Source organism: Escherichia sp. B1147 (genome assembly GCF_001660175.1).
GTDB classification, from domain to species: Bacteria; Pseudomonadota; Gammaproteobacteria; order Enterobacterales; family Enterobacteriaceae; genus Escherichia; species Escherichia whittamii.
Genome location: NZ_LFHY01000011.1, coordinates 310,329 through 334,454, shown reverse-complemented (window position 1 = coordinate 334,454; position 24,126 = coordinate 310,329). Strand labels below are relative to the sequence as shown.

21 protein-coding genes and 2 tRNA genes are annotated in these 24,126 nt (G+C 48.5%); 6 read left to right on the top strand and 17 right to left on the bottom strand.

From position 1 onward, the window contains the following. Positions 1-44 precede the first annotated feature (44 nt). The 6 genes from oppF to ychE form a co-directional block, all read right to left on the bottom strand. On the bottom strand, positions 45-1,049 hold the full coding sequence (oppF, locus tag A9180_RS11140) for a murein tripeptide/oligopeptide ABC transporter ATP-binding protein OppF (protein ID WP_064528789.1): 1,005 nt from the start codon (positions 1,047-1,049) through the stop codon (positions 45-47). Then, positions 1,046-2,059 (bottom strand): murein tripeptide/oligopeptide ABC transporter ATP-binding protein OppD, encoded by a 1,014-nt coding sequence (gene oppD, locus A9180_RS11135; RefSeq protein WP_064528787.1) that lies wholly within the window; start codon positions 2,057-2,059, stop codon positions 1,046-1,048. Before oppD ends, oppF begins: the two co-directional genes overlap by 4 nt. A gap of 11 nt (positions 2,060-2,070) precedes the next feature. Further along, a complete protein-coding gene (oppC, locus tag A9180_RS11130) occupies positions 2,071-2,979 on the bottom strand; it encodes an oligopeptide ABC transporter permease OppC (RefSeq protein WP_000979659.1) in 909 nt (302 codons plus the stop codon). 14 nt (positions 2,980-2,993) lie between these two features. Beyond that, positions 2,994-3,914 (bottom strand): oligopeptide ABC transporter permease OppB, encoded by a 921-nt coding sequence (gene oppB, locus A9180_RS11125; RefSeq protein ID WP_064528784.1) that lies wholly within the window; start codon positions 3,912-3,914, stop codon positions 2,994-2,996. Between the two features lie 85 nt (positions 3,915-3,999). Further along, complete coding sequence (gene oppA, locus A9180_RS11120) at positions 4,000-5,631, bottom strand: oligopeptide ABC transporter substrate-binding protein OppA (RefSeq protein WP_064528841.1); 1,632 nt, start codon at positions 5,629-5,631, stop codon at positions 4,000-4,002. A 723-nt stretch (positions 5,632-6,354) separates the two neighbouring features. Beyond that, positions 6,355-7,002 (bottom strand): NAAT family transporter YchE, encoded by a 648-nt coding sequence (ychE, locus tag A9180_RS11115; protein WP_064528782.1) that lies wholly within the window; start codon positions 7,000-7,002, stop codon positions 6,355-6,357. A 477-nt stretch (positions 7,003-7,479) separates the two neighbouring features. Between ychE and adhE the strand changes: the two genes are divergently transcribed. After that, positions 7,480-10,155 carry a bifunctional acetaldehyde-CoA/alcohol dehydrogenase gene (gene adhE, locus A9180_RS11110; RefSeq protein ID WP_064528780.1) on the top strand — a complete coding sequence of 892 codons (2,676 nt, stop codon included), beginning with the start codon at positions 7,480-7,482 and terminating at the stop codon, positions 10,153-10,155. Positions 10,156-10,475: 320 nt separating this feature from the next. On the opposite strand, the gene tdk is transcribed toward adhE, so the two are convergent. Continuing rightward, positions 10,476-11,093: a thymidine kinase gene (tdk, locus tag A9180_RS11105; RefSeq protein WP_064528778.1), complete on the bottom strand. Its 618-nt coding sequence runs from the start codon at positions 11,091-11,093 to the stop codon at positions 10,476-10,478. A 601-nt stretch (positions 11,094-11,694) separates the two neighbouring features. On the opposite strand from tdk, the gene hns reads away from it, so the two are divergent. Further along, entirely contained in the window at positions 11,695-12,108 is a 414-nt protein-coding gene (gene hns, locus A9180_RS11100; RefSeq protein WP_064528776.1) for a histone-like nucleoid-structuring protein H-NS, read from the top strand. A 142-nt stretch (positions 12,109-12,250) separates the two neighbouring features. Here hns and galU read toward each other — a convergent pair whose 3' ends face one another. The 3 genes from galU to rssA form a co-directional block, all read right to left on the bottom strand. Beyond that, on the bottom strand, positions 12,251-13,159 hold the full coding sequence (galU, locus tag A9180_RS11095) for a UTP--glucose-1-phosphate uridylyltransferase GalU (protein WP_064528774.1): 909 nt from the start codon (positions 13,157-13,159) through the stop codon (positions 12,251-12,253). Positions 13,160-13,360: 201 nt separating this feature from the next. After that, entirely contained in the window at positions 13,361-14,374 is a 1,014-nt protein-coding gene (rssB, locus tag A9180_RS11090; protein WP_064528772.1) for a two-component system response regulator RssB, read from the bottom strand. Between the two features lie 86 nt (positions 14,375-14,460). Then, positions 14,461-15,372 carry a patatin-like phospholipase RssA gene (gene rssA / locus A9180_RS11085; protein ID WP_064528770.1) on the bottom strand — a complete coding sequence of 304 codons (912 nt, stop codon included), beginning with the start codon at positions 15,370-15,372 and terminating at the stop codon, positions 14,461-14,463. A gap of 112 nt (positions 15,373-15,484) precedes the next feature. Here rssA and A9180_RS11080 point away from each other — a divergent pair, with 112 nt between their 5' ends. From A9180_RS11080 to A9180_RS11065, 4 genes are all read left to right on the top strand, one after another. Beyond that, positions 15,485-15,943 carry a YchJ family protein gene (locus A9180_RS11080; protein WP_064528767.1) on the top strand — a complete coding sequence of 153 codons (459 nt, stop codon included), beginning with the start codon at positions 15,485-15,487 and terminating at the stop codon, positions 15,941-15,943. Between the two features lie 49 nt (positions 15,944-15,992). After that, a complete protein-coding gene (purU, locus tag A9180_RS11075) occupies positions 15,993-16,835 on the top strand; it encodes a formyltetrahydrofolate deformylase (RefSeq protein ID WP_064528766.1) in 843 nt (280 codons plus the stop codon). Between the two features lie 159 nt (positions 16,836-16,994). After that, positions 16,995-17,079, top strand: a tRNA-Tyr gene (locus A9180_RS11070). Between the two features lie 33 nt (positions 17,080-17,112). After that, positions 17,113-17,197, top strand: a tRNA-Tyr gene (locus A9180_RS11065). A 16-nt stretch (positions 17,198-17,213) separates the two neighbouring features. Here the strand turns inward: A9180_RS11065 and A9180_RS11060 are convergent. The 7 genes from A9180_RS11060 to A9180_RS11030 are packed head-to-tail and all read right to left on the bottom strand — an operon-like array spanning position 17,214 to position 24,095. Beyond that, a complete protein-coding gene (locus A9180_RS11060; RefSeq protein ID WP_064528763.1) occupies positions 17,214-18,305 on the bottom strand; it encodes a fatty acid desaturase family protein in 1,092 nt (363 codons plus the stop codon). Continuing rightward, positions 18,292-19,416 (bottom strand): sterol desaturase family protein, encoded by a 1,125-nt coding sequence (locus A9180_RS11055; RefSeq protein ID WP_064528761.1) that lies wholly within the window; start codon positions 19,414-19,416, stop codon positions 18,292-18,294. Before A9180_RS11055 ends, A9180_RS11060 begins: the two co-directional genes overlap by 14 nt. Next, the gene (locus A9180_RS11050) at positions 19,409-20,011 is read right to left on the bottom strand and encodes a phosphatase PAP2 family protein (protein WP_064528759.1); all 603 of its coding nucleotides are present in this window, start codon (positions 20,009-20,011) and stop codon (positions 19,409-19,411) included. The genes A9180_RS11055 and A9180_RS11050 overlap by 8 nt, the downstream gene beginning before the upstream one ends. Further along, positions 20,008-21,294 (bottom strand): F390 synthetase-related protein, encoded by a 1,287-nt coding sequence (locus A9180_RS11045; RefSeq protein ID WP_064528757.1) that lies wholly within the window; start codon positions 21,292-21,294, stop codon positions 20,008-20,010. Before A9180_RS11045 ends, A9180_RS11050 begins: the two co-directional genes overlap by 4 nt. Then, entirely contained in the window at positions 21,291-22,097 is an 807-nt protein-coding gene (locus A9180_RS11040; protein ID WP_064528755.1) for an MBL fold metallo-hydrolase, read from the bottom strand. Before A9180_RS11040 ends, A9180_RS11045 begins: the two co-directional genes overlap by 4 nt. After that, on the bottom strand, positions 22,075-23,091 hold the full coding sequence (locus A9180_RS11035) for an NAD-dependent epimerase/dehydratase family protein (RefSeq protein ID WP_064528753.1): 1,017 nt from the start codon (positions 23,089-23,091) through the stop codon (positions 22,075-22,077). The genes A9180_RS11040 and A9180_RS11035 overlap by 23 nt, the downstream gene beginning before the upstream one ends. Continuing rightward, positions 23,088-24,095 carry a 3-oxoacyl-[acyl-carrier-protein] synthase III C-terminal domain-containing protein gene (locus tag A9180_RS11030; protein WP_064528751.1) on the bottom strand — a complete coding sequence of 336 codons (1,008 nt, stop codon included), beginning with the start codon at positions 24,093-24,095 and terminating at the stop codon, positions 23,088-23,090. Before A9180_RS11030 ends, A9180_RS11035 begins: the two co-directional genes overlap by 4 nt. Positions 24,096-24,126: the final 31 nt, after the last annotated feature.

Below are 24,126 nucleotides of genomic sequence, written 5' to 3'. Positions count from 1 at the left end.
CTTTGGGCGTGATAAAGGGCTGACGGTTGTCAGCCCTTTTTGTTTTAAAGCGGATCGACTTTCAGGCAAGAAACGGCATGTCTGAAACTTCCCTCCAGTACTGGCCGTGTTTTGGCACACTCCGGACCGGCAATCGGGCAACGAGTGCGGAACACACAACCAGAAGGCGGGTTGATGGGCGACGGTAATTCCCCTTCCAGTAACTGGATAGATTTATTCTTCTCCAAATCAGGATCTGGAATGGGAACTGCCGACATCAATGCTTTGGTATAGGGATGCAACGGATTGTGGTAGACCTCATCATATGTCCCTAACTCTACCGCATGGCCGAGATACATCACCAGTACACGATCGGAAATGTGTTTTACAACGGCCAGATCGTGAGCGATAAAGATTAATGACAATCCCATCTCACGTTGCAGCTGCTGGAGTAAATTCACCACCTGCGCCTGTATTGACACATCCAGGGCCGACACCGGTTCGTCGCAGATAATCAGCTTCGGTTCGAGGATCAGCGCACGCGCAATCCCGATACGCTGACACTGACCGCCTGAGAACTCATGCGGATAACGGTTAATCAGGTTAGGCAATAACCCAACTTTCATCATCATCGATTTCACGCGTTCGCGAACTTCCTGACGTGACATTTTCGGATGATAAGTACGCAACGGTTCAGCAATAATCTCACCGATGGTCATACGTGGATTCAACGACGCCAACGGATCCTGGAAAATCATCTGAATATCACTGCGGACGGCACGCCATTGATCGGGTTTCATGCCCAGCAACTCTTTACCTAACCAGGCAACACGACCGTCAGTGGCTTTGACCAAACCGATGATGGCACGGGCAAAGGTGGACTTTCCGCATCCCGATTCCCCTACGACACCTAATGTTTCTCCTTCGTACAGGCGAAGCGTAACGCCATCGACCGCTTTCAGCGTTTTTGCGGGTTGCCAGAACCACTGTTTACCGTCTTTGATCTCAAAGTGCACTTTCAGGTCGGCGATTTCGAGGAGGACTTTTCTTCCTTCGGTTACAGCATTCATAACAGTTCCTCCACCGGTTTAAAGCAGGCACGCAGACGACCGGGCGTGAACTCTTCCAGCGGTGGCGCGCTACTGCAAATCTCCATCGCATACGGACAACGCGGCTGGAACGGGCAACCTTTCGGCAAACGTAGCAGGTTTGGCGGGTTACCCGGGATGGTCAACATCGTTTCACCTTCCGCATCAAGACGCGGCACCGCATTGAGTAAACCAATAGAATAAGGATGAACGGGCTCATAAAAGACATCGCGCGCGTTGCCATATTCCATCGTGCGCCCAGCGTACATTACCAGCACTTTGTCACAGATCCCCGCTACCACGCCGAGATCGTGCGTGATCATGATAATGGCAGTATTAAATTCCCGCTTCAGTTCATTCAATAGCGTCATGATCTGCGCCTGTACGGTCACGTCCAGCGCAGTAGTGGGTTCATCGGCAATCAGCAATTTAGGTCGACACAGTAACGCCATCGCAATCATCACACGCTGACGCATGCCGCCAGAAAACTCATGAGGGAACATCTTCATGCGCTTACGCGCTTCTGGCATTTTCACCGCATCGAGCATTCGTACCGATTCTTCAAACGCTTCAGCCCTACCCATATCTTTATGCAGCATCAGCACTTCCATCAACTGCTCGCCGACGCGCATGTAGGGATTTAACGAGGTCATCGGGTCCTGAAAAATCATCGAAATTTGTTCAGCGCGCAGTTTATTAAGTTCACGTTCTGGCAGATTGAGGATTTCGCGCCCATTAAAGGTTGCCGATCCGCCAATGCGTCCGTTAGCTGCCAGCAGTCCCATTAAAGCAAACGCGGTTTGCGACTTACCGGAACCGGATTCGCCAACGATACCCAGCGTTTCCCCGGCACGCAGGGAAAAATTTAAATCATTGACCGCCGTGACGTCGCCGTCCGGGGTGCTAAATGTCACTCGCAAATCTTTCACGTTCAGCAGTGCGTCAGCCTGTTGCTGTGCGAGCGGCACGGTTGCAGTTTCAATTACGCTCATGGCTGCACTCCTTAACGATCTTTCGGGTCGAGGGCATCACGCAAGCCATCGCCGATAAAGTTGAAACAAAACAGTGTCACCACAAGGAAACCTGCCGGAAATAGCAGCAACCACGGAGAGACTTCCATCGAGTTCGCGCCATCACTAAGCAATGCGCCCCAACTGCTTAACGGCTCTTGCGTACCCAGTCCCAGGAAGCTAAGAAAAGACTCAAAGAGGATCATGCTGGGTACCAGCAGAGAGGCATAGACCACCACCACACCAAGCACGTTCGGCACAATGTGGCGAATCACAATGCCGGGCGTAGATACACCGCCAACTTGTGCCGCCTCAATAAACTCTTTGCGCTTCAGACTAAGGGTTTGACCACGCACGATACGTGCCATGTCCAGCCAGGAAACCATCCCAATCGCCACGAAAATCAGCAGGATGTTTTGACCGAAAAAGGTCACCAACAAAATGACGAAGAACATGAATGGAAAGGAGTTGAGGATTTCCAGCAGACGCATCATTACCGAATCCACCTTGCCGCCAAGATAACCGGAAAGCGAACCGTAAAGCGTTCCTACGACTACTGCCACCAGCGCAGCAGCAACACCAACCATTAATGAGATGCGCCCACCAATTGCAACGCGCACCAGCAGATCGCGACCGGAAGAGTCGGTACCAAAGTAGTGACCGGATTCCATATCCGGGGCGCTGGACATCATCGCCCAGTCGGTGTCGTCATAGGCAAATTGCGAGAGCATCGGCGCCAGGATAACAAACAGTGCAATAAGTACCAGTACAATCAGACTGGCCACTGCTGCACGGTTATGCATAAAACGTCGACGTGCGTCCTGCCATAGGCTGCGGCCTTCGACCTCCAGCTTTTCACTGAAATTCTCCAGCGTCTCGCTGTTTTTCTTACTTAACATCATCGCGAGCTCCAGTATCAGTAACGGATTTTCGGGTCGATAACCGCATACAACACATCGACAATAGCATTGAACAGAATGGTTAAAGCACCAACCAGAATGGTCAGGCTTAACACCAATGAATAGTCACGGTTCAACGCACCATTAACAAACAATTGCCCGATGCCCGGCAAACCGTAAATGGTTTCGATAACCATAGAACCGGTGATAATGCCAACAAATGCGGGTCCCATATAAGAAAGCACCGGTAGCAACGCAGGCTTTAATGCGTGGCGAAAAATAATGCGCCGCATGGGCAGACCTTTCGCGCGTGCGGTACGAATGAAGTTGGAGTGTAAAACTTCAATCATTGATCCACGCGTAATGCGCGCAATACTGGCGATATATGCCAGTGATAAGGCAACCATCGGTAGGATCATAAATTTCAGCGCCCCACCATTCCAGCCACCGCCCGGTAGCCAATGCAAAATGATCGCGAATATCATGACTAATAACGGCGCAACGACAAAGCTTGGTATAACCACTCCCGTCATAGCCAATCCCATGACGGTATAGTCCCATTTGGTGTTTTGTTTTAATGCGGCAATAACCCCCGCGCTAACGCCCAACACAACCGCAAGTAAAAACGCAGCAGCCCCTAATTTTGCCGAAACCGGAAAGCTAGACGCCACCAGATCATTGACCGAATAATCTTTATATTTAAATGAAGGACCAAAATCGCCATGAGCCAGTTGTTTCAGATAGCTGAAATACTGCGTCATGATTGGATCATTAAGATGATATTTCGCTTCAATATTAGCCATTACTTCTGGCGGTAACGTACGCTCGCCGGTAAAGGGACTCCCCGGCGCGAGACGCATCATAAAGAACGAAATAGTAATGAGAATAAATAGCGTCGGAATCGCTTCCAGACAGCGACGTAGAATAAATTTTAACATTGCCGTACCTTCTGGCCTGTGCCTTCTGTAATGCGATAAAAAGCAGACACCGTGGAGCAGGATACACCTGCCCCACGCATTGCCATTAGTGCTTCACAATGTACATATTTCGGGTGTAAGTATTATCCAACGGATCTTTTCCTGTATAGCCCCCAACCCACGGTTTTACCAGACGCGCGTTCACGTAGTAATAAACCGGAACAATGGCCGAATCTTTATCCAACTGTTGCTCTGCTTTCGTGTACAGCGCCGTGCGTTGCGCCTCGTCTGTAGCTTTCAGGGTTTCCGCCATAATGCTGTCAAAGGCCGGACTCTTATAATGCGCGGTGTTCATCGAACTGTTCGACAACATGGTGTTCAGGAAGGAAGTTGGTTCATTATAGTCTGCACACCAGCCTGCGCGGGCCACATCAAATGTGCCCTGGTGGCGGGTATCGAGGAATGTTTTCCATTCCTGGTTAACCAATTTAACGTTCACGCCGATATTTTTCTTCCACAGTGAAGAGGCGGCAATCGCCAGCTTTTTATGCAGATCGGACGTGTTATATAACAGATTAATCGTTAGCGGTTTGTCTGCGGTATAGCCCGCTTCTGCCAGCAGTTTTTTCGCTTCTTCGTTACGTTTTTCCTGGCTCCAGCCAAACCATTCTGGTTGCGTCAGTTTTGCACCATCAGTATATGGCGGTGTGTAACCATAGGCCGGCATATCACCCTGCGCTTTGACTTTATTAACAATGATATCGCGATCCATGCCCAGTTTCAGTGCGGTACGAACACGTACATCATTGAATGGCGGTTTCTGGTTGTTAATCTCGTAATAGTAAGTGCACAGATATGGATCAACATGAACTTCGTCCGGGATTTCTTTTTTCAGTTTCTGGAACAGTTCGATCGGCATGTTGTTATAAGTCATATCGATTTCGCCACTACGATAGCGGTTAACATCGGTGACTTCAGAAGCGATCGGTAAATAGGTCACCTGGTTAATTACCGTTTTAGCGTTATTCCAGTAGGTCGGGCTGCGCTCAAGAACGATACGTTCGTTAACGACCCAATCTTTTAATGTATAGGCGCCGTTAGTAACGATGTTGCCTGGCTGGGTCCATTTTTCGCCAAATTTCTCAATGGCGGCTTTTGGCACCGGGGAAGTAGACGGGTGAACCAGTAACTTATAGAAGTACGGAACAGGTTCACTTAAGGTGACTTCTAATGTGTGGTCATCGAGGGCTTTAACACCGAGATCGGTAATCGGTTTCTTCCCTTCCAGTATTTCATCAATACCCGCGATATGCCCGTATTGTAAGTAGCTTGCGTAGGGAGATGCAGTATTCGGATCAACCGAACGTTGCCAGCTATACACAAAGTCTTGTGCCGTGACCGGCGTGCCGTCGGACCATTTAGCATCTTTACGCAGGTGGAACGTCCAGACTTTAGCGTCTTTGTTGTCCCAGGATTCAGCCACGCCAGGGGCCGGATGACCATCAAGATCGCTAACCAGCAAACCTTCAAACAGGTCACGGCTGATATTAGACTCAGGAACCCCTTCAATTTTGTGCGGATCTAATGACTGAACTTCAGAACCATTGTTGCGAACCAGCGTTTGTTTTTCCGCCAGTGTGACACCTGCGGGTACATCAGCTGCCAGTGCGATATTCCCTGCCATAAGCGCAGCCAGAACGCCTGCTGCCACTAAACTTCTCTTGGTGATGTTGGTCATTGTGTTTTGGACTCCCTCATTATAATTACTGGTTTTTACCAGCATGTGTTATCCCGGATTAGGATACCTGTACAGCTCGGAGACTTTTTACTGTCAGGTTGCTTTATCGTTACTCATTGCTATCACCGACTTTATTTATTCTGGTGATTCAGATGACCACCTTATGTCGATTCTTACTGTGTCTCCCCTGTCGAGACACATTATTTTTTGCAGCGTCTTTTAATTGCAAATAATTCTCATTGCCAATAAAAATCGCCAGACGGTTGGCCGAAAAGTATCAAATGCCCTTCTTGCTCGCCAATACATTTTGCAAAATTGTTACGCAATTCTCTTTTCTAACCATAACAGTACGTATACACCTCATCACAAAACAAATAAAATTATTTAAAAACAAAGAGATAAGATTATGGAATGTCGTACTATCTTTTCTGGTTACAGCCCAAATAGAAATACACACAATAATTTAACAATTGAATACTATTTAGCACTTTTCTCTGCCAAAGGCAGTAGAATTACTAATATCATTTCAATTATTCTTCAGCAAGGCCCTGGATTATGATGTGATGAAAATAACATGATGATGCAGATCACCAGATAAGGATAGTCTTATAACTATCTGTAAAATTGAAAAAATTATCTATTTCTTTTGTTAACTGTGTTGGTTTAAGTAGAAATAATGATGAAAGAAACGGAGCATCGTGACTCCGTTTCATATGAAAGGAATTAATTGAGCAGACCAGGGAAAATCCCTTTGATACCATTGACGATAAATTCAATCCCTAATGCCATTAGCAATAACCCCATAATACGGGTAATGACGTTGATGCCTGTCTGACGCAGAACCCTCACCAGCCAGGGAGCCATACGGAATAAACCCCAGCAACATAAAGCGAACAGCGCGATTGCCACAAAAAAACCGAACAGATAACCGACGCTGTGATAACGCGTTCCCCATACGATGGTTGAACTGATTGCCCCTGGTCCTGCCATCAGAGGTAATGCGAGCGGTACAACACCAATGCTTTCACGAATTGCGGTTTCTGATTTTTCTTGTTTGTTCTGTTTATCCTCGCCAAGCTTACCGCTGATCATCGACATTGCAATTGTCACGACCAGTATGCCGCCCGCGATGCGGAATGAATCAATAGATATTCCAAAAAGTTGCAGAATCGTGTCGCCGAGAAACAGTGCGATCCACAAAATAATGGCTACCGACAAGTTGGCGGTCAGATTTGTTTTGTTTCTCGCTGCCGCTGTCTGATAGCTGGTCATACTGATGAACACGGGGATGATCCCTACCGGGTTAACCAGCGCAAATAACCCGATGAAAAACTTAAAATAAACGGGAAAATCAAAAAGTGTCTGAATCACGGTTAGCTCCGAAGCAAAAGCCGGATAATGTTATCTTTGAACAAGGGTAAAAATACGTGCTGACAATACGCCTTTTGTCAGCATTTTTCACCTCCTAACTATCTAAAATTCCTATCATTCATTATTGTTATCTAGTCGTACAAAACATGCTAAGGTAGCCAACAATTAATACTACAATTTATTAACCATTAGCTATTATGGCTAAAAGCGGAGCTGAAAGGTGTCAGCTTCGCGAAATCTTGATCTGGATCACTTAATCGGTACCCAGAAGTGAGTAATCTTGCTTACGCCACCTGGAAGTGACGCATTAGAGATTAATAACTCTAATGTTTAAACTCTTTTAGTAAATCACAGTGAGTGTGAGCACAAGTAAGATTTTGATTTTCAAAGGTTAAGCAAATCATCATCGCACTGACTATACTCTCGTATTCGAGCAGATGATTTACTAAAAAAGTTTAACATTATCAGGAGAGCATTATGGCTGTTACTAATGTCGCTGAACTTAACGCACTCGTAGAGCGTGTAAAAAAAGCCCAGCGTGAATATGCCAGTTTCACTCAAGAGCAAGTAGACAAAATCTTCCGCGCCGCCGCTCTGGCTGCCGCAGATGCTCGAATCCCACTCGCAAAAATGGCCGTTGCCGAATCCGGCATGGGTATCGTTGAAGATAAAGTGATCAAAAACCACTTTGCTTCTGAATATATCTATAACGCCTATAAAGATGAAAAGACCTGCGGTGTTCTGTCTGAAGACGACACTTTCGGCACCATCACTATCGCTGAACCAATCGGTATTATCTGCGGTATCGTTCCAACAACTAACCCGACTTCAACCGCTATCTTCAAATCTCTGATTAGCCTGAAGACTCGTAACGCCATCATTTTCTCACCACACCCGCGTGCTAAAGATGCAACCAACAAAGCTGCTGATATCGTTCTGCAGGCTGCTATCGCTGCTGGTGCACCAAAAGATCTGATTGGCTGGATCGATCAACCGTCTGTTGAACTCTCCAACGCACTGATGCACCACCCTGACATTAACCTGATCCTTGCGACCGGTGGTCCAGGCATGGTTAAAGCCGCATACAGCTCCGGTAAACCGGCGATCGGTGTAGGCGCAGGCAACACCCCGGTTGTTATTGATGAAACTGCTGATATCAAACGCGCAGTTGCATCCGTACTGATGTCCAAAACCTTCGACAACGGCGTAATCTGTGCTTCTGAACAGTCTGTTGTTGTTGTTGATTCTGTCTATGATGCTGTACGTGAGCGTTTTGCCACCCACGGCGGCTACATGCTGCAGGGCAAAGAGCTGAAAGCTGTTCAGGACGTTATCCTGAAAAATGGCGCGCTGAACGCAGCTATCGTTGGTCAGCCAGCTTATAAAATTGCTGAACTGGCAGGCTTCTCTGTACCAGAAAACACTAAGATTTTGATCGGTGAAGTGACTGTTGTTGATGAAAGCGAACCGTTCGCTCATGAAAAACTGTCCCCGACTCTGGCAATGTACCGTGCGAAAGATTTCGAAGACGCGGTAGAGAAAGCAGAGAAACTGGTTGCTATGGGCGGTATCGGTCACACATCTTGCCTGTACACCGACCAGGATAACCAGCCGGCACGCGTTTCTTACTTCGGTCAGAAAATGAAAACTGCCCGTATCCTGATCAATACCCCGGCTTCTCAGGGCGGTATCGGTGACCTGTATAACTTCAAACTCGCGCCTTCCCTGACTCTGGGTTGTGGTTCCTGGGGTGGTAACTCCATCTCTGAAAACGTTGGTCCAAAACACCTGATCAACAAGAAAACCGTTGCTAAGCGAGCTGAAAACATGTTGTGGCACAAACTTCCGAAATCTATCTACTTCCGCCGTGGCTCTCTGCCAATCGCGCTGGATGAAGTGATTACTGATGGCCACAAACGTGCGCTCATCGTGACTGACCGCTTCCTGTTCAACAACGGCTATGCTGACCAGATCACTTCTGTACTGAAAGCAGCTGGCGTAGAAACTGAAGTTTTCTTCGAAGTTGAAGCTGACCCGACTCTGAGCATCGTTCGTAAAGGTGCCGAACTGGCGAACTCCTTCAAACCAGACGTGATCATCGCGCTGGGTGGTGGTTCCCCGATGGACGCCGCGAAAATCATGTGGGTTATGTACGAACATCCAGAAACTCACTTCGAAGAACTGGCGCTGCGCTTTATGGATATCCGTAAACGTATCTACAAGTTCCCGAAAATGGGCGTGAAAGCGAAAATGATCGCCGTCACCACCACTTCCGGTACAGGTTCTGAAGTTACTCCGTTTGCGGTTGTAACCGACGACGCAACAGGTCAGAAATATCCGCTGGCAGACTATGCACTGACCCCGGATATGGCGATTGTTGACGCCAACCTGGTTATGGATATGCCGAAGTCCCTGTGTGCTTTCGGTGGTCTGGACGCAGTCACTCACGCCATGGAAGCTTATGTTTCTGTACTGGCTTCTGAGTTCTCTGATGGTCAGGCTCTGCAGGCGCTGAAACTGCTGAAAGAATATCTGCCAGCGTCCTACCACGAAGGTTCTAAAAACCCGGTAGCGCGTGAACGTGTTCACAGTGCAGCAACTATCGCTGGTATCGCGTTTGCTAACGCCTTCCTGGGTGTATGTCACTCAATGGCACATAAACTCGGCTCCCAGTTCCACATTCCGCATGGCCTGGCAAACGCCCTGCTGATTTGTAACGTTATCCGCTACAACGCGAATGACAACCCGACCAAGCAGACTGCATTCAGCCAGTACGACCGTCCGCAAGCACGTCGTCGTTATGCTGAAATTGCCGACCACCTGGGTCTGAGCGCACCGGGCGACCGTACTGCTGCGAAGATCGAGAAACTGCTGGCATGGCTGGAAACGCTGAAAGCTGAACTGGGTATTCCGAAATCTATCCGTGAAGCTGGCGTTCAGGAAGCAGACTTCCTGGCGAACGTGGATAAACTGTCTGAAGATGCATTCGATGACCAGTGCACCGGCGCTAACCCGCGTTACCCGCTGATCTCCGAGCTGAAACAGATTCTGCTGGATACCTACTACGGTCGTGATTATGTAGAAGGTGAAACTGCAGCGAAAAAAGAAGCTGCTCCGGCTAAAGCTGAGAAAAAAGCGAAGAAATCCGCTTAATCAGTAGAGCTGTCTGGCAACATAAACGGTCCCTTCTGGGGCCGTTTTTTTGTTTCAGACAAAGAACGGCTATGTAAACTCAAATAATCCAGCTGTATTAGTATTCATCATGTTTGCACTGACGGATAACGTGCACAAACCACTATAATCGACAAACAACTCTACGTCGCAGGTGGTTAAGCATCGATGCACTAAAATCGTTCTGTGGTACGTTGAGTGATGATTAAGAATAGAGAAAGGATTATGACTCAGAAGAAGTTAGTAAAACGGACTGACAGGATAAAAGCGCCCTATTCACCCTGTCAGTAAAGAAAAACTGATTAGTCGTGCCGATGATTGTCCTGAATCGCCGTCAAAGAGCCGACCTCTAACGCTTCTTTATAGTGTTTACGGCAAACCGAGACATAACGCTCATTACCACCAATAACCACCTGCTCACCTTCGTTATAAGGTCTACCCGCCAGATCAAGACGTAGCACCATACTTGCTTTGCGGCCACAAAAACAAATAGTTTTTAATTCGACCAGTTTGTCTGACCATGCCAGTAAGTATTGGCTACCAACAAACAATTCACCGCGAAAATCGGTACGCAAGCCATAACAAAGTACGGGTATATCGAGTTGATCTACAACCTCCGATAATTCATATACTTGTTGTCTGGTTAAAAACTGGCATTCATCAACCAGTACGCAATGAATTGTCTGCTGTTCGTGTTCCGCACGAATCTCATCAAATAATGATGAATTTTGGTTAAATAATTTTGCAGGAGATGACAAACCTATACGCGAGCTAACTTTCCCCGCTCCGAAACGATCATCAATTTCCGCCGTATATACGACAGTGCGCATACCGCGTTCCTGGTAATTGTATGAAGATTGCAACAATGCCGTAGACTTACCCGCATTCATTGCGGAATAGTAGAAATATAGCTGCGCCATCAGCCACAGGCCCTCAATGATATGAAATAAAGTTGGCTGAAGTTTATCATAATTCGTCAGTTTTACAGCGTAACAGTGCGCATAGAAGTAGTATATTCGTCATCCATTACGAATGGCTGGCATAATCCTTCAGAGCTATCTTTGCAACTGCCTTGCTTGTTATAAACGCGTAAATGATTCATGGTAACTATTCACAATCTTTAACTTGTTGCGCACGTAATAACCCCTGCTGGCCTCCTGGATAGAGCAATACGAAGTCCTTGCACTTATTGCGACTGTTCTACTTTTCATCATTCGCTTAATAGTGGATTTTCATAAACAGGACTAATACACAAGAGTGAAAAGGCTCTGGCGCATGTTAATCTCCACATAAAATGTGACATGAATCAGGAAGTTTTAACCTTAAGTGATGCGAAAGCATCGATGTAAATAGGGCTATATGCCACGTCATTTCTGGCTAATTTTATGAAAAGATATTTATTGTCGGTACAAAATAAAGAACATTTTTGAATTCCTTACATTCCTGGCTATTGCACAACTGAATTTAAGGCTCTATTATTACCTCAACAAACCACCCAAATATAAGTTTGAGATTACTACAATGAGCGAAGCACTTAAAATTCTGAACAACATCCGTACTCTTCGTGCGCAGGCAAGAGAATGTACACTTGAAACGCTGCAAGAAATGCTGGAAAAATTAGAAGTTGTCGTTAACGAACGTCGCGAAGAAGAAAGCGCAGCTGCTGCTGAAGTTGAAGAGCGTACTCGTAAACTGCAGCAATATCGTGAAATGCTGATCGCTGACGGTATTGACCCGAACGAACTGTTGAATAGCATTGCAGCTGTTAAATCTGGCACCAAAGCTAAACGCGCACAGCGTCCGGCTAAATATAGCTACGTTGACGAAAACGGCGAAACCAAAACCTGGACTGGCCAGGGCCGTACTCCAGCTGTGATCAAAAAAGCAATGGATGAGCAAGGTAAATCCCTCGACGATTTCCTGATCAAGCAATAATCTTTTCTTGATTATGTTTGCTTAAAATCCCGCCATTGGCGGGATTTTTTATTGTCCGCGTCAAGACTCTTTAATAAGAATACGCTATAAAAAACGGCATTGATCACTCAATGCCGTTTCGTAGAAAACATCGCAATGGATGTTACTTCTTAATGCCCATCTCTTCTTCAAGCCAGGCTTTAAATTCAGCGCCCAGTGTGTTGTGACGAATACCGTATTCAACGAAGGCCTGCATGTAACCTAATTTATTACCGCAGTCATGGCTCTTCCCTTTCATATGATAGGCTTCAACCGTTTCTTTTTCGATCAGCATATCAATCGCGTCGGTAAGCTGAATTTCATCACCTGCTCCCGGAGGAGTTTTGGCCAGCAACGGCCAAATATCAGCACTGAGAACATAGCGACCTACAATAGCAAGATTAGACGGCGCTACATCCGCTTTCGGTTTTTCTACCACGCCGACCATCGGTACACTTTCGCCAGGCGCTAAATCCACACCTTTGCAATCCACAACACCATATGCCGTCACATCAGCAACAGGCTCCACCATTATCTGGCTATGGCCAGTTTCATCAAAGCGACGAATCATCTCTGCAAGGTTATCCTGCGATAAATCGGATTCATATTCATCCAGAATAACGTCAGGTAAAATAACAGCCACAGGTTCATCACCCACTACCGGATGGGCACACAATACTGCGTGTCCCAAACCTTTCGCCAGCCCCTGACGAACTTGCATAATAGTCACGTGTGGTGGACAAATGGACTGCACCTCATCAAGCAACTGGCGTTTTACACGTTTTTCCAGCATTGCTTCCAGTTCAAAACTGGTATCGAAATGGTTTTCAATAGAGTTTTTAGATGAGTGAGTGACCAGCACAATTTCAGTAATGCCAGCCGCAATACATTCATTCACGACGTATTGAATTAATGGCTTATCGACAAGCGGCAGCATCTCTTTCGGGATGGCTTTCGTCGCCGGCAACATCCTGGTTCCTAATCCCGCAACGGGGATAACGGCTTTTTTGACTTTCGTATTAATGGCAGCCATTTAAATTCTCCTGGACTGTTCGTGTATTGAACGTGTTCATATTTCTGTGTCGCATCCCAGTATATCAGTACCCTGACGAGGCCTGGTTCCGAAAAGGAGGCGAGTTAACATAATTAAGACAATTACTTAAATGAATGGCGACGATAGTACCACCAGCCGACACCAGCGCGTAATGCAATTTTATCCCATATAATCGTTTGTTCATTCTGCAGACAACATCAAGCGCAGTCTTCCACCTGTTCCCCAAATTTGGCATTGCCAGGCATCACATCGCTGGCTCAATTGATTCAAATAGGCGTTGCCTAATGTTCCTAACGGAACACCATTACTGATTTGAATCTGGTGTTCACCGGCATTTAACGTCGCATTCAGGCCAGCGGAAACCAAAATGAGATTTTTTAATTCACGATGATAATAGCCGACTAATAGCGGGAACTGGCCGGGTAGATTGGCCTGCCGCAGTAAATGGTTTACCTGCTTCAATAACGCACCCAACTCTGGCAAACGCTGATTTTGGTGAGCAATCTGCTCCTGTAATAACCCATTAAACAGCGCACGTAATAACAAGGCGGCAAGAACGCCATTATGTCCGGCACGAGTTACATCGAGACAATAAAAAGCCAGATCGTTTTCCGAAAGAGCTGCAATATCAAGCACCAGACCCGGTTTATCAACGGCCACCAGTTGGCGATAATTAACCCGGCAATGGGAAATCACCTGCTGAACCGGCGGCTGTAATTCTTGCAATAATTTAGCAGCCGCAGCGGGATTATCCACCATCGCATCCCAGTCGCGAAAAAGCCGTTCTTCTTCCTCTACGCGCGAATTAAACATGCTGGGATAAAGACACGCAAAAACCATCTCGCGCAGACGGTTGAGATCTTTAACTGGTTTCAGTAAAACATCTTCCACTCCCAGACGTAACGCTTTCGCAATATCTGCCATATTTTCCGTAGCGGAAATCACCAAGACAGGTGTTTGGTCACCCCGGTTGCGAATATGTTCCAATAGTTTCAGGCCGTTCATTCTCGGCATTGCAATATCACATATCATTAGGTCGGGTGTGAAACCTCCCAGTAGCTCAAGGGCATCCACCCCATCAGCCGCCAGTACCGTTGTCGCTCCCAATGAGGAAAACCACGAATCCAGAAGCGAGCGAAATACCGCCTCATCTTCAACTATGAGAATCTGTTTTCCGACCAATGGCTGCGTCATGTTCTCTCCCCTGACTGGCTTTATTCAATAGTGGCATGCTATTGCCATCAGTGCCTGTCAGAATTAACTTAAGTGTAGATAAAAAATCAGGTCAAAACGTTAGTTCGAACTAGCGGTAAAAGTTCATCCATTTTCTTCTCTACCGCCAATTGTCCTGCCGAAATGGCAGCCTGCGCACGATGAAAATCGAGCGTGGAAATCTGTGGGCAAACGGGTTGAATCAGAATATCAGGCGGGTCCCCTGCCATACGGTTTCTTTTAAGGCGGTTTTCCAATACCTGAATAGAAGTAGTCATAATTTCTGTTGCTGTCGGTGCCGTAACGCTTCGACGCGCAGTAATACTACTTAGTCGCTCTTTCAGCCGCGCATGCCAGGGTAGATCATCTTCACTCTCGCCATTTTCAGCGCTGACATTAAATGAAAGAAGATCTTGCTGCATTAAGTGAGCGTCGTGCTGGAGATCAACCGCAATTACGATATCTGCGCCCAATGCACGAGTAAGAGAAATAGGAATGGGATTAACGACTGCGCCATCAACAAGCCAGTAGCCGTTGTGCGCGACCGGCGCCATCAGGCCCGGAATACTGCACGATGCACGAATAGCGAGATGGAGATCGCCTTCGGTAAACCATAATTCGCGCCCTGTGCTTAAATTGGTGGCTACTGCAGCGAAGCGGCGTGAACAATTTTCGATTTCTGTTTCTGGCATTATTTCACGATACCGATTGAACACACGCTCGCCGCGCAACAGCCCACCGCGCTGCCAGGAGAGGTCCATCAGTCGTAAAACATCCCAATAACTAAAAGAGGTAACCCACTCTTCCAGAGCCGATAATCGATCACAGGCATAGGCTGCGCCTACCAGCGAACCAATTGAACATCCTGCGACGATATCAATTTCAATGCCCATTTTTTTAAGCGCGTTAATGACGCCAATATGCGACCATCCTCGTGCCGCACCGGATCCCAGCGCCAGCCCTATTTTTACTTTTCTCATTGTTCCTGAAAGCGTCCCCTGGAATGCAGCCGTAGCCACATCGCTACCGCTCGGTTAACATAGTGCTACTCCGGCGGTTAAAACGCCGTTATTGTTTCCAGGGAGATTATTTGTGTCTAAGCTTTGTCCCTGTGGTAGTGCTGTCGAGTATAGCCTATGTTGCCACCCTTATGTGTCTGGTGAAAAGGTTGCACCAGATCCCGAACGTCTTATGCGTTCGCGTTACTGCGCTTTTGTGATGCACGACGCAGATTATTTAATTAAAACCTGGCATCCGTCCTGTGGCGCCTCGGCGTTACGTGCTGAATTAATTGCCGGATTTGCGCATACCGAATGGTTAGGGCTGACCGTATTTGAGCGTTCATATCACGAAGGTGACGACGTAGGATATGTCAGTTTTGTCGCTCGTTTTACTGAGAAGGGTAAATCAGGAGCGATTATTGAGCGTTCACGATTTTTGAAAGAAAACGGCCAGTGGTACTATATTGATGGTACACGTCCGCAGTTTGGTCGCAACGATCCCTGCCCTTGTGGTTCAGGTAAAAAATTTAAAAAGTGCTGCGGCCAATAAAGGTTGACGGTACGGTTTAGCAAACACTCTCAACAAGGTTTTTCCAGCAATGCATTCACTCCAACGTAAAGTTCTACGTACTATTTGCCCGGATCAAAAAGGTCTGATCGCGCGTATTACTAATATTTGCTACAAGCACGAGTTAAACATCGTGCAGAACAATGAATTTGTGGACCACCGTACCGGGCGCTTTTTTATGCGCACGGAGCTGGAAGGCATTTTTAATGATGCCACCCTGCTGGCAGATCTCGACGGTGCGTTGCCGGAAGGTTCAGTGCGTGAACTGAATCCTGCCGGTCGTCGCCGAATAGTCATTCTGGTGACCAAAGAAGCGCATTGCCTGGGCGATCTGCTGATGAAAGCCAACTACGGTGGCCTGGATGTCGAAATCGCTGCGGTTATTGGTAACCACGATACCCTGCGTCCATTGGTGGAACGTTTTGATATACCGTTTGAATTGGTGAGCCATGAAGGGTTAAGCCGCAACGAGCACGATCAGAAGATGGCGGACGCCATTGAAGCGCATCAACCTGATTATGTGGTGCTGGCAAAATATATGCGGGTATTAACGCCGGAGTTTGTCGCTCGTTTCCCGAACAAAATTATCAATATTCACCATTCATTCCTGCCAGCGTTTATCGGCGCACGTCCCTATCATCAGGCTTATGAACGCGGCGTGAAGATTATTGGCGCAACGGCACACTATGTAAATGACAATCTGGATGAAGGCCCAATCATCATGCAGGATGTCATTCATGTGGATCACACTTACACTGCCGAAGATATGATGCGCGCAGGTCGTGACGTCGAGAAAAACGTATTAAGCCGCGCGCTTTACCAGGTTTTGGCCCAGCGCGTCTTTGTTTACGGCAACCGAACGATTATTCTTTAATCGCCAACAAAAATAACTGGTTGCCTTTAATCCGTTGCGGATGAAAATTATGCAACCAGTTCATTTTTCTCAACGTAACACTTTACAGCGGCGTGTCATTTGATATGATGCGCCCCGCTTCCCAGTGAGGGAGCAGGCCAGTAAAAAGCATTACCCCGTGGTGGGGTTCCCGAGCGGCCAAAGGGAGCAGACTGTAAATCTGCCGTCATCGACTTCGAAGGTTCGAATCCTTCCCCCACCACCATCTCAAGCATTGCCTACAATATGAATTACCCCAGGTGGGGTTCCCGAGCGGCCAAAGGGAGCAGACTGTAAATCTGCCGTCATCGACTTCGAAGGTTCGAATCCTTCCCCCACCACCATCACTTAATTCCATTCTCAATCTATCGTTTTCGCACCCATTTTCCGCAAAAACTGCTGCTGTAGCCTCAATAAATCCGCTAACGTCAACAATTGATAATCCAGACCTTGCTGGCTGGCGATTTGCGCAACAATGCGGCTTAACGCCGGATAATGGCGATGATGCCACTGAGGAAAAAGATGATGGGTAAGATGCAAATTAATCCCGCCCAGCCAGTAGCCAAGCCATGCAGGTTGCGGTGTCCAGTCAAAGGTGGTGGCGAAGGTATGTGTCAGCCTGCCCACGGCCATTTTGCCCTCTTCTGGCGGTAACTGCGTATGCCCCTTCGCCCAGTGCGTTCCGATAATCAACATCACAAAGATCAGTGACGCCAGCAGCTGGCTAAACAGGTAAGTCAGCAGGATGGTCATAAAACTAAATTCAGACAAAAGCCAGGGAAGTATCAGACAGAGCACACAATGCGCCAGTTTCCCGGCTAAGAAATACCCCCAGCCAGCAAAGCCTCGCAGGGCCAGATGCCGCGTTACCGGGGTAAACCCTGCGCGATCGAGCCAGTCCACCACCCAGATATACCAGGGAAAGGTGAGCGCCGCGACCAACGGCCAGTAGCGATGTTGCTGGCGCATAAAAGGTCGCCACCGTTGCCACGGGGTCTGGCGAAGAATGCCATTTTCTGCAGTGTCAGGATCGTAAAATTCAATATTAGTAAAACCGTGATGGAAGCGAACGTGGCGTACCCGCCAGCAGTCAGGATCAAGCCCCATCGGAAAAGCAACTAACCGATTAAGCCAGGCATTGGCTTTTTTACCGCGCAAAAATGCATCGTGCGACGCGTCATGCACCACATTGACTGCTAACAGCATGGCGCAAAACATCATCGCCAGATACCACAACAGATACAGTTCCCACTGACTCTGAGACAACGCCAGTAAATAACAGAATAGGCAGGCGATAATCAGTGCCAACATTTTCGTGAATGCCCATCCGTCCGCATACCGATGATCGCCTGCTTTTGCGAGGTACGATTTCGTACCATTCTGCAGCAGTTTCACCAGATGCGGATCATCGGCAGGAAAAGTGATTAACCTGTCGGGCTTAAACAGGTTCATAGCGTTTCCTTAACGATTTACGTCCCAGGCCGATTACGAATAACACGCAATGGGCCAGCAAAACACCAGCCAATCCCTTCCAGAGCAGAGTGCTCCATGAACACATATAAAGAATAAAATAGAGTAATGACAACGTTACAGAGCACCAAAGAATCATTCCCCAACGCTGCCCGTCGCTCATTCCTCCCAGGGCGACCGAGCCTGCCACCAGCAACACAAATAATATAACCTGCTCACTGGTAATAAACTCAATGCCATAGCCATATTGCTGGATGTAGCCAAGCACCAGCATAAACAGCAGGATCACCCCTGCACCCACCGCCCACGGGGAACTCTGGTAGCGACGTTCAATCGCTTTACCAAATGAGTGAAGACCCATTAAGCGTAAAAACGGCAGGTTACTCTCGCGCATCGGGTTGCAGGATAATCGACTATTTTTCACGCCATAGCCTACGGCATGATCCGGCCCTGCACTATAGGAACCGAAAAGTTTATCCCATAACAGAAAGGTGCCACCGTAATTAGTATCGGCATATTGCTTTTCATTCAGATGATGGACGCGATGGTGCGAGGGCGTGATCAGCACTTTTTCCAGCCAGCCCAGTTTCGGTGTTAGCGCGCTGTGGTTAAAAAACTGCCAACTGTAGTGAATAATAGAAACCGTCAAAAAAACCTGCAACGGCACACCAAGCATCGCCAACAGCAGAAAAAACGGGATTGACGTTAACGAGGAGTACCACGAATTACGCACGCCCAATGACAGGTTGTAGTGTTCCCCTTGATGATGCACCACATGTACCGCCCACAGCGGGCGAATTTCGTGATGCCATCGATGCAGCCAGTAAAAGCCCAAATCCCACGCCAGCAAAGTAAACAGCCATAGCAGGACAACTGGTGCATTATCAAACAGGCCAATGCTTAAGTGATTGACCACCAGGCTATAGCAAAGCACTTCCAGGCAGCGAAATAACCACAGCATCATATGACCGGAGTTGATATTAAAAATAACGTCCAGCCAGTCCACTTTTTGCCGCCCGGTGATTTGCAACACGCCCGCTTCGGCTAACACCAACAGCATCATCGATATGATGGGAAACAGTAAATCACTCATATTGCGTCTTCCTTTTCTCGCATGTTGCGCATATCCAACCGCAAACCGACGCCAGCAACGCGCCGCCTACTAAATCGATAAATAAATGTCTGCGTAATTGCAGAATTGAAAAGGCGATAGCTATCGCCCAGACCACGCTCATCAGCGTCAGCCAACAGCTCCCCTTTTTGGCTATCGCCCATACCGCCAACAGCGTGAGTGCTGCATGTAATGAGGGAAAACAGTTCTGGCTTGAGTCAATAGCGATCAGCCCGTTGAGTGCGCCCGCAGATATCCCCGACTGACCAAACGAGGGATATTGCATTGTCGTGGGCCAGAGTAGATAAATCATGCCAGCCACCAGCGCCGAAAGTTGCGTTGAGTGGGCCAGCCAGCGCAAGTGAGAAAGTGGTGTTGATAAGTAGCCTAACGGCACAAGAATAAAAAACGAGACATACAACCACACGGCAGAAGGAGAAAACGCAATCAGATTATCAATTACCGACGGTGTTAATTGATATCCCTGACCTTGCAGGTAGTCGCTAAGGTTATAGATAACCCCAACGGTTCCCCAGCCAAGTAGCATCTGTTTCAGGCGTAGCAGTAAATTGCTCATTCCCGCCCCCACTGACGCACAATACGCCGCCGCTTGGCTGCAAAAGCGACTGGCACTGTTTGCGATTCCAGCGACCATATCAATTGCCCGACTGCGATATTCTGGCGCATAAACAAGGCATTCAACGCCTCCCGGCAATGCTCCAGCATCCGCAGCTCACAATCGGCTATTAACGTCAAATGTGCTGGCCCGGTTTGTAGCAGGCGGTAATCGGCTGTTAGCGGCAACGTCATTGCCAGCACACGACTACAGGCATCGGCAAAAACAGTCTGAATATCGCCGGAGCTTGCCGGCAGTTGCAGTTGGTCATCCTGCCGCCCTTCGATACGTGCAATCGCCATTGTCGCACAGCCACAGGGGCATGGCTGTTCGCTTGCCACCAGCACGTCATCAAGTCGATAACGCACTATCGGCTGCGTGGTGCGGGTAAAGTCAGTGACGATCGGCACAAAACGGCGTTCATCCAGCCATTGCGGTTCAATGTGAACAAATTCTTCATTGAGATGTAACGTGCCACAGCGGCAGGTGGAAGCGAGAAAGCCTTCAGTCGCCTGATAAATTTCACCCACATTGTTGAACACGCTTCGCAGTAATTCCCGATCCTGCGGCTCCAGAACTTCCGCCACCGAAATCACTTTTTTGACCTTTAGCGTTAACTCTCCGGCAGCCACCTTTAACGCCAGTGCGCGTAATACCTGAGCTGGCGCGACAATAATCGTGGGCGAACGCTGTTCCAGAAGTTTGAGTTGCGCCTGAAATGGCGCCAACAGATCGTAAAAATCGAGAGTCAACCAGCGATTATTCACACTTTGATAGAGGTTGTTATCCGCGCGCAGAAACAGCGCCACCCGCTCTTTGGCAAATAAACCGTCGGGTAACACTTTTGCCAGCACACCAGCGGCCCACATCTGTTGTTCGTGCGGGCTAACAACAAAAAGTCCACGACGCCCCGATGTACCTGATGAAAGCCCAACGCTGAACTTGCCAACGCAGGGTTTGAAATCACGGCTCTGTTCACTGCGCATTGCACAATCGAGAAGTTCGTCGCGCTTTAAACCTGCGGTATTCATCTCATCGAAATGCGTCATCATTAACGCTTTATCCATCATTGGCCACTGGTTAAAGGGCAATGCCAGATAACGCTGAAACCACGGGCTTTGAGACAAGACATTTTGCCGGAACTGATGCAGCCTTTTTGCCTGCCAGTATTCCAGCGCCTGGCGATCGGTGAAACGCAGCCTGCGGGTACGGAAGTAGCGCCAGAGTAAAGTCAACGGGATCATAAATTCCCCTCGTGGCACAAACGAATATCCACTGCGCCGTTTTGCCAAAGCTGATGTAATTGCCCAAGCGTGCGGTAGTAGGCGTGGCTATCAGACATAACCAGATGCGCCAGTGGTGAAGGCCCACGTAGCTCCCGGTAGTTAGCTGGCGCCCATGCCGCATCGCCAGCCAGTAAAGTCCAGCCGTCGTCTGTCTGCACAAACGCGCCAATATGTCCGGCAGCATGACCCGCAAGCGGCACGAGGATAATTTCGCCATTGCTTGCTGGCAGCAAATAGCCACTCTCAAACGGTGCCAGTTCTGAGGGCAAATTCACCGATGCGAAACTTTCAATAAAACGCAGTGAAGAGTCAAAATGCTCCGGGATTAGCCCTGGCACAAAAGCCTGGCGCAGTGCAGAGATACCACGCAGAGTGCTTACCTGCCGCCAACCTTCACCAGAACAGATGCAGGCGACATCAGGAAAATCGCGCAGGCCCGCAATATGATCGGCGTGAAAATGCGACAGAATAATCGCATCAACATCTTTCGCTGCGAGGCCGATTGCAGAAAGTTGCCGCACCAACGCCTGCTGCGGATCGAAGTAAACTGGCGTGACCTGGCGATAAAGACGAAATACGCCGGATTGCGTGTAGTGTTCGAACCACGATGAATAGCCGGTGTCCCACAGCCAGCGTTTCTCTCCCACTTCCAGCAGCCAGGCGCGGGCGGGAAATTTACACACTTTCAGCCCTGCCCCTTTCAGCGCAATGCAGCCAATATGGGTACACCAGCCCGTTTCAAATGCGGTTATTTTTGCCATGTTCCCTCAGCCATTGTCCCGTGATTGCAATACCTTGTTCCATCGAAAAGCGCGGGTGATATCCCAGCTCTGTAATGGCCTTTTGCGCACTCAGCGTCATATCAAAACAGAGTGTTCCGGCGCTGTAACGTGTGATAACAGGTTCCTGATTAACGCACTTCCCGTACAGTTCCAGGCCGCGCGCGACCAGAGAAAGCAACGGCCACGGAACGGTAGCAATTCGGTAGCTCAATCCCAATTGCTGGCGCAGCAAGGCGTCAAGCATTACAGATAATTTTTGCGGCTGATGATTGCTGATGTTGTAAATACTGCCCGAGCGTAAACCTTCAACCAGTGTTGCCAGTTGCATGGCATACACCACGTTTTGCACGAAAGTGAGATCCAATAACGCTTCCCCCCCGCGCGGCAAATGTAAGCAGCCGCCCCCTTGTTGCAGTTGCTGCATCAGTCGGGGAACTATTACCTGGTCATGAGGGCCAAAAAGCCCGCGTGGGCGTAAAAGAATAAACCTCGTGGCAGGATATCGAGAAACAGCTCTGGCAATAACCTCCTCTGCGGCATATTTACTGCTGGCGTAATGGCTGGAGAATGCTCGCGCAAGACAGGTTTCTTGCAGGTCATAGTGATGTTGAAAATCAAAGTAAACCGCAGGCGTGGAGATATGGATAAACCGGGGAATATTCAGCCTACCTGCCGCCTGTGTCAGAGTATGGGTCGCTTTGACATTGGCAAGCCAGAACGCCGTTTTGTCGCCCCAGGGCGAGGACTTTGCCGCGCAGTGCCAGACGGCATCGCAGCCCGCCATCAAGCGGGCGCAGTCATCCTCGTTTGCCTCGGTTAAATCGAGAGCCACAAACTTCGCGCCTGCGCTTGTCAGGCTTTTGCCAACCTCACGATTTCGCCCTGTTGCCACAACCGAAACACCCAACTCCAACAAATACTGTACGGCATTTCGCCCGAGGCCGCTGGTCGCCCCCGTCACGAGGATTTTCACGGTAAAAGCACCATGCCAGCCAGCGTTAATCCCGCCGCCGTGCCAATTAACATCGCAGGTTTATTCGCAGTAAAACGACCGCTAATCACCGCTTCATGCAGCGCCGTAGGTATTGAAGCAGCAACCTGATTGCCGTAGAAACGGTAGACATCAATAAGCGCAGACTCCGGAACTTGCAGCCGTTTACGCATATGTTCAAGGGAAAGATGACTGGCCTGATGCGGGACGACCGTGCCGATATCAGCCAGTTGTAGGCCGCTTTTTTGCAGTAAGCGCGAAAAATAGTCTTCAATAAGCGAAGAAGCAAAACGAAACAGCGGTTTCCCCTGCATATGAAAAAGGAAGTCGCTGTCACTGACGCCTGACCGTGGATTGCACCGCGTGCCGCCAGCACGAATTTCACACAGTTCGCTGCCTTCGGGATACATTTCGATCAGGCTGGCGATAATCCCGCTGCGACCATCGCCCCGCTCAACAATCGCACACACCGCGCCATCACCAAAAATTAAAGACGACTCTTCGTGATCCCAGTCGATACCGCGTGAAGCAATATCTGCTGAGACGATGGCAATGCGCCGGTATGCTCCACAGTTAAGTAATCCGGCAGCGACTTCCAGAGCGGAAATAAAGCTGACACAGCTACTGTTGATATCAAACCCAGCAACGCCTGCGGGCATGGCTGCGGCTTTGAGAATATGAATTGCACTACAGGGTAATGCCTGTACGGCAATGGCTGATGCACAAATTAACAGATCAATATCACATGGTTTTAACGCGGCTGCCGACAGCGCATTATGCAAAGCTTCAGCTGCCAGTTCGGCCTGACTGGCGTCGTTGCTGGCAAAATAGCGCCAGCAAATGCCGGAACATCGTTCAACATAGCCCGAGGGTTTATTTAGCTGAACATCCAGTTGTTGAGAGGTAATTTTATCAGGGGGTAAGGCGATCCCCGTGGCGATTATTTTTAATGCTGCGGAGATCGTCAATTGATTAGGTTGATCCACGGTCAGTGCTCCTTCACTGCTCCATAGGTGG